Annotated in this window: 7 protein-coding genes; 6 read left to right on the top strand and 1 reads right to left on the bottom strand. The window is 61.8% G+C overall.

Going from position 1 to position 6,418, the window contains the following annotated elements:
• From ACFFAR_RS21555 to ACFFAR_RS21530, 6 genes are all read left to right on the top strand, one after another.
• On the top strand, positions 1-561 hold a 561-nt coding region (locus ACFFAR_RS21555), incomplete at its 5' end, for an FGGY-family carbohydrate kinase (protein WP_375508431.1).
• Positions 558-1,280 carry an HAD-IA family hydrolase gene (locus ACFFAR_RS21550; RefSeq protein WP_174363941.1) on the top strand — a complete coding sequence of 241 codons (723 nt, stop codon included), beginning with the start codon at positions 558-560 and terminating at the stop codon, positions 1,278-1,280. The genes ACFFAR_RS21555 and ACFFAR_RS21550, both read left to right, overlap by 4 nt.
• Positions 1,270-2,115 carry a MurR/RpiR family transcriptional regulator gene (locus tag ACFFAR_RS21545; protein ID WP_062001605.1) on the top strand — a complete coding sequence of 282 codons (846 nt, stop codon included), beginning with the start codon at positions 1,270-1,272 and terminating at the stop codon, positions 2,113-2,115. The genes ACFFAR_RS21550 and ACFFAR_RS21545 overlap by 11 nt, the downstream gene beginning before the upstream one ends.
• An 18-nt stretch (positions 2,116-2,133) precedes the next feature.
• The gene (rpiA, locus tag ACFFAR_RS21540; protein ID WP_375508430.1) at positions 2,134-2,895 is read left to right on the top strand and encodes a ribose-5-phosphate isomerase RpiA; all 762 of its coding nucleotides are present in this window, start codon (positions 2,134-2,136) and stop codon (positions 2,893-2,895) included.
• Positions 2,892-3,665 (top strand): SDR family oxidoreductase, encoded by a 774-nt coding sequence (locus tag ACFFAR_RS21535; protein ID WP_174363942.1) that lies wholly within the window; start codon positions 2,892-2,894, stop codon positions 3,663-3,665. Before rpiA ends, ACFFAR_RS21535 begins: the two co-directional genes overlap by 4 nt.
• Positions 3,666-3,689: 24 nt before the next feature.
• Positions 3,690-5,078: an FAD-linked oxidase C-terminal domain-containing protein gene (locus ACFFAR_RS21530; RefSeq protein ID WP_174363943.1), complete on the top strand. Its 1,389-nt coding sequence runs from the start codon at positions 3,690-3,692 to the stop codon at positions 5,076-5,078.
• A 247-nt stretch (positions 5,079-5,325) separates the two neighbouring features.
• Here ACFFAR_RS21530 and ACFFAR_RS21525 read toward each other — a convergent pair.
• Positions 5,326-6,418: hypothetical protein (locus tag ACFFAR_RS21525; protein WP_375508429.1), on the bottom strand; the 1,093-nt coding region annotated here is incomplete at its 5' end.

Genomic DNA, 6,418 nt, shown 5'->3' with positions numbered 1-6,418 from the left:
GGCTCCGGCGGCCTGTTGTTCCTGCCATACCTGCTCGGCGAGCGCTGCCCGCACGTCGCCGCTGACGGCCGCGCCGCCTGGATCGGTTTGACATCGATGCACGGCGGTCCGCACCTCGTGCGCAGCGTCATGGAAGGCGTGCTGCTGAACATCCGTACAATCGCTGCGCTGTGTGTATCGTCGGGACTGGCTTGCGATGAAATCCGCGCATCCGGTGGTGCGATGAGCGAGCCGTTCTGGTCGCAGCTTCTCGCCGACGTGCTGCAGCGCGAAGTGACGACCGTGACGGGCGCAGCCGAGGGCGGCGCATATGGCGCGGTGCTCGCGGCGGGCGTGGGCAGAGGCTGGTGGACAACGCTCGATGAAGCCGTCGCAACGCTCGAAGTGACGAGCCGCACGGCGCCCGATCGCGCGCTCGATCCGCTCTATGCGTCGCGCTTCAGCACGTTCCGCGGCCTCTACGACGCGCTGCAACCGGTCATGGCACAGATTGCGGCAGAGGCCGCCCCGACGAATAAAAATGTCCCCTTGCAACCGACTTCTCCGATCGAGGCAACATGACAACAACTGACGCCGCCATTTCTGCCGGCACGCGGGTCGCCGGCATCGTCTTCGATCTCGACGGCACGCTCGTCGATACCGCGCCGGACATCACGAGCGCCGTCAATCGCATGCTTGCGACGCGCGGCTTGCCGCCGCAAGAGGTTCACTTCGTCGAACAGTTCATTGGCGAAGGGTCGTATGGCCTGATCGACAAGCTTTATAAAGGGCTTGGACTGACGCTCGACCAGGCGCGAGTCGCCGCTGATGTCGAGACCTATCTCACGCTCTACAAGCAGCATCCGATCGAATATTCGACGGTGTACCAGGACGCGCTACGCGCCATTCCCGCGCTTCATGCAGCGGGTATTGTGCTCGGCGTGTGCACGAACAAGGCGCAATTCCTGGCCGAAGCCGTGCTGAAGCATTTCGATCTTGAACGCTACTTCACGTCGATCGTCGGCGGCGATACCTTGCCCGAACGCAAGCCGCACCCGCAGCATTTGCTGACCACGCTGGAGCGCATGAACGTCGCGCCGGATCGGGCGCTTTACATCGGCGATACGACCATCGACGCGCAATGCGCGCGCGATGCCCATGTGCGGTGTTTCATCGTCGACTGGGGAACCGGGCCGGCGGTGAACGTGCCTGCTGCGTCGAGGCTCGCCGCGTTTGTCGACCTGCTTGCCATCAGCGCCGCGTCCGCCGGCGCGATCGTCCGGGAGCCCAATGAGAAATGACCTCTTGCGCCGGATCGCGCTTGAACGTCCCGAACTGACGGGCGCGAGTTCGCGCATAGCCGACGTGCTGCTGAGCTCGCCCGAAGCCGTGCTCAAGATGAGCATGGCGGAGTTGTCGCTGGCGGCGCAAACGAGTGACCCGACGGTCGTGCGTTTTTTTCGCAGGCTCGATTGCGCCGATTACCAGGACTTCAAGGTGCAGCTCGGCCAGGGGCTGATTCCGCAAGCGCCGTTCGAATACGAGTCGATCACTGACGCCGATACCCCCGAAAGCGTCTGCAGCAAGATCATCACGAACTCCCTGCATGCAATCCAGCGCTTCAACTCGGATGTGCAGGCAGCAGCCATCGACGAAGCGGCGAGCCGTCTTATCGATGCAAAGGGGATCTTTCTCTTCGGCCTCGGCATCTCCGAAACCATTGCGTTCGATGCCGAGCACAAGTTCTTTCGGCTGGGGCTTCATTGCCGCGTGGTGCTCGATTCGCAGAAGCAATTGCTGCTTGCGCCTACGTTGCGAAACGATGAAGTCGCCGTGTTCTTCTCGCATTCCGGATCGACCAAGGCGCTCGTGATGGCCGCGGGCATGGCGCGCCGCAACGGCGCCGTCACCATTGCCATTTGCGCGCCCGGATCGCGTCTTGCGCAAACCTGCGACCTCGCCATCGGCGTGCCTGCTTACGAGAACACCGAGCTCTACACGCCGCTCACCGCGCGCATCAACCATTTGCTGGTGGTCAACATGCTCGTTGCAATGCTCGGCCTGCGCCAGGGCCGCAAGCTACCCGATAACCTCGCGGCGCTCGACCCGTGGTTCACCGACAAATTCATGGATTGATTGATAAAGGAGACACATATGGGCACGCATATCGAACCGGGTTACGCAACGATGAAACCGGCATCGGCACAGGACGAAGCGAAACTGGCTTCGGGCATCAAGGCGATCGATCATTATCTGCGTCCGGGCATGAAGGTCGGGCTTGGCTCTGGCACGACATCGCACTGGTTCGTGCGGGCGCTGGCTGCGCGCGTCGAACGGGGCTTCGAGGTCGTGGGTGTGCCAACATCGAATGCAACACGTGAACTCGCGCTTGAACTCGGCGTGCCGTTGACGGATCTCGGCACGATCGATCAACTCGATGTCACCATTGACGGCGCCGATGAAATCGATCATCAGGGCAGCATGATCAAGGGGGGCGGCGCGTGCCTGCTGTGGGAGAAGATCGTGGCGGCGGCATCGAAGAAGATGGTCGCCGTCGTGGACGATAAAAAAGTCTTCGAGCGCCTCGGCCGCTTTCCATTGCCTATCGAAGTGATCCCGTTCGGATGGCAAAGCACGGAACGCCTGCTGCGCGAATTGTTCGTCAGCGCCGGTTTCGATAAAAGCGTGCGCATCACCACGCGCATGAAAAACGGCGAACGTCTCCTGACCGACAGCGGCAACCTGATCCTCGATTGCCACCTCGAAGCCATCGCCGATCCGATCTCGCTGGCGCCGCGCTTCAACGCCATTCCCGGCGTGGTCGAGAACGGTTTGTTCGTGGGTATCGCAAGCGAGATGATCGTCGGCCATGCCGATGGCAGCGCCGAAGTCGTCGTTGTCCGGGCACTGCCATGACCTCGGCCACGGAAAACACGCTCGACGCATTCAAGCTCGACGGCAAGCTCTGCGTGGTGACGGGCGGCGCGCAGGGGATCGGCTTTGCGATCGCAAACGGTCTGCGCGATGCCGGCGCGCATCTCGTGATCGCGGATCTGGACGCAGAACGTGGACAGGCCGCCGCGGATAAAGTCGACGGCATGTTCGTGCAAATGGACGTGACGAACTCCGCTTCCGTCGACGACGCCTTCAACAAGGTCGTCGCCCGGTACGGCACGCTCGATGTACTGGTGAACAACGCGGGCATCGTGCGCAATACCTCCGCGCTCGATACCGATGACCATGCGTGGCGCACCGTCATGGCCGTCAACCTGGACGGGGTATTCTATTGCTGCCGCAGCGCCGCGCGGTTCATGACGGAAAAGCGTGCGGGGAGTATCGTGAATATTGCGAGCATGAGCGGGTCGATTGCAAACAAGCCGCAGCCCCAGGCGTCTTACAACGCGTCGAAGGCAGGCGTGATTCATCTCACGCGTTCGCTCGCCGCCGAATGGGCGCCGTTTGGCGTGCGGGTCAATTCCATCTCGCCGGGGTATGTGGCGACCGAGCTGACCAAGCGCGGACTCGAAAACGAAGCGTGGCGCGATGCATGGATCGACGGCACACCGCTTGCGCGGCTCGCAAAGCCCGAGGAGATTGCGCCGGGCGTGATCTTCCTGGCATCGAATGCGAGCGCTTTCATGACAGGATCGGATCTCGTGATGGATGGCGGATATACGATCTGGTAGGCGTCAAAATCAATGGAGACAGAAATGGCGGCACAAGAAGCGGTTCACGCGCTGCGCGAGGCTTTGGGTTCGCAAGTGGTGCAATTGCCGGAGGAGTTCGGGGACCGGCGCGTGGTGGACTGGAGCGGACTGCCGGGCGGCGTGCCGCTTGCGGTGATCCGTCCGCGCGATACCGCAGAGGTCGCAAAAGCGCTGCATATCTGCTCGGAACATGGACAGCCGGTCGTGACGCAAGGCGGACTGACCGGGCTCGTGGGCGGCGCCAACGTGCAGGGCGGGGAAGTCGCGATCAGCCTCGACCGCATGAACAAGATCGTTGAAATCGATCCGGTTTCCAGCACGATGACCGTGGAGGCCGGCACGCCGCTGCAGGTCGTGCAGGAAGCCGCGACGGCTGCGGGGTTCTATTTTCCGCTGGATCTGGGCGCGCGGGGCAGTTGTTCCATCGGTGGGAATCTGGCGACGAACGCCGGTGGAAATCGCGTGATCAAGTACGGCATGATGCGCGATCAGGTTCTGGGGCTTGAAGCCGTGCTCGCAAGCGGCAAGGTGATCGGCGGCCTCAACAAGATGATCAAGGACAACAGCGGCTACGATTTGCGGCATCTGTTGATCGGCAGTGAAGGCACGCTTGCCATCATTACCCGTGCGGTTTTGAGACTGCGTCCGAAGCCGACTGCAACGGCCACGGCATGGTGCGGACTGCCGTCATACGAGGCCGTCACCACGCTGCTCTCGCGCGCTCAGGCACGGCTGGCGCCGGGGGTATCGGCGTTCGAAGTCATGTGGAAGGGGTACTACGACGCGGTGCTCGCCAACCTCGACACACTGCGCGCGCCGCTCGATGAAGCGCATCCATTCTATGTCCTGCTTGAGAGCGTCGGGACCGATCCGGTGCGCCACGCGGATGCCTTCGAAGAGTTCCTGGGCGAGATGCTGGAGGCGGGCGTGGTGAGCGACGCGGCGCTGGCATCGTCGGATTCGCAGGCTCTCGCGTTCTGGGCGATCCGCGATGCGCCGGGCGAATACCAGCGCTTCATTCCGAACCACGCGGCCTACGATGTCAGCTTTTCGATAGCGCAAGTCGGCGAGGCGGCGCAGCGCTGCGATGTGCGCTTGCGCGAACGCTGGCCTGACGCGACCGTGATGATCTACGGGCATCTCGGTGACGGCAACATTCATGTCGTGGTCGACGTGCCGGGCATGGGCAAGCACGATCACGATGAAATCGACGACGTCATCTACGATGTCACACGCGATTTCCACGGATCGATATCGGCGGAACACGGGATCGGCACGAAGAAAAAACATTTCCTGCACTTCACGCGTTCGGACAACGATATCGAGTCGATGCGCGCGATCAAGGCCGCGCTGGATCCGCACGGACTGCTGAATCCGGGGAAGGTTTTTTAGGGTAGCGCTTGTGGAGCGCAAAAGCGTAGTGTTGCAAGACGTCGTGCGTTGCGTTTCTCACGTTTCGCATTCAATGTCCTTTCTCTCTGCTGGAACGCATCCGCAGTTCTCTGTTTTGGGTTACCCGTAGGTGACGGCATGTACCCACAAATGCTTCAGGGTTCTTATGCTTAAAAGATGAGAAAGAGCATCGGCGAGCACGGCGCATTGCACGCCGTGCCTTCGTAAATGCAAGCAGGTCAGCCGCTCAGAGCAGCACTGCCTGTTGCAGCATTTCCAGCGCCTTGGCTTCGTCGAGAAGACCGGCCCGCGCCTTGCCCGCCAGCGTCTTGAGCAGCGCTTCGGCTATCGGTTGAATGCCCTGCAGATGATCAAGGCGCGTGGTCGATACTGGAGCCGGTTGCATCGGAGGAACGTCGACCGCCAATTCGGCCTGCACCGGCTCGTTGACCGGTTCGGCAGGCGTTACGTGTTGTACGCGTGCGGTATGCTTCGCCTCGTCGTGTTCTCCGGCGGAGCGACGCAACGGCAGCAGCAACGCCGTCACCGATGCCGGGATTTCCGCCGCCGTGCGCGCCACATCCAGCCAGCCCGCTGGCAATCCGAGCCGTTCGGTGAAGCGGTTGGCCTCGTTGTCGTCAAGGCGTTTCTGGCCGTGCAGCCGATGCGCCATGTTCGATCCGCTTAACTCCATCAGCGCGCTCAGCCGCGCTTTCGATCCATTGCGCGATGTCAGCACATGAAGATTCGCGCGGCGGATCTTTTCGACCGAAGCGTCCTCGGCCGGCAGCAACGACTGTTGAAGGCCGGGCTTCGAGGGCGCCTGTGTTTTCTTGGGCGATGGGTTCATTGCGGGCTTCTCCGCAACTTTCCCGGCCTGCGCGTGAACAGGGTTCTTCTTCCGCATTTCTGCTTCCTTGGGCAAGTGCTCGCTCGATGTGTTTTCCGCATTCGCCTGCATGAAATCCAGCGGCGACTTCAGCCGCGTGACGATCTCCGGGGCAAGCACAGGGTTCGGTTGATCGAAAAAACCATCGGGCAGACCAAGCGTTGTTTCGATATGAAAAGCAGTTTCGGGCGTGAACCCGACGCCGTTCACGAGTTCAGCCACGCGCGTGAGATTCGAGTCGAGGCCCAGCGCAATATTCTCGGCGCCGACGGCATCGACCAGCAACTTGAATGACCGCGTCTTGAAGATGGACGCGGTAACCTGCGCGTTTGCGGCATCGCGAGACGGCTGACCTTTCGCGAAGGGTTTGTTTTCGTGGCGGGACGTCGTTTTCGAAGGGCGGCGCGGTTGACGTGGACCGTTCTCTCGAGATCCCGAGTTTCGGCCATGC

The sequence above is a fragment of the uncultured Caballeronia sp. genome (assembly GCF_964243625.1).
Taxonomy (GTDB): Bacteria; Pseudomonadota; Gammaproteobacteria; order Burkholderiales; family Burkholderiaceae; genus Caballeronia.
The sequence above is the reverse complement of the archived record's forward strand: the minus strand, read 5'-3'. Positions and strand labels throughout refer to the sequence as shown.

Bases quoted from the DNA above. Each gene is read 5' to 3' on its own strand.
- ACFFAR_RS21530 (WP_174363943.1), top strand. From the start codon at position 3,690: ATGGCGGCACAAGAAGCGGTTCACGCGCTGCGCGAGGCTTTGGGTTCG.
- ACFFAR_RS21535 (WP_174363942.1), top strand. From the start codon at position 2,892: ATGACCTCGGCCACGGAAAACACGCTCGACGCATTCAAGCTCGACGGC.
- ACFFAR_RS21550 (WP_174363941.1), top strand. From the start codon at position 558: ATGACAACAACTGACGCCGCCATTTCTGCCGGCACGCGGGTCGCCGGC.
- ACFFAR_RS21545 (WP_062001605.1), top strand. From the start codon at position 1,270: ATGAGAAATGACCTCTTGCGCCGGATCGCGCTTGAACGTCCCGAACTG.
- rpiA (WP_375508430.1), top strand. From the start codon at position 2,134: ATGGGCACGCATATCGAACCGGGTTACGCAACGATGAAACCGGCATCG.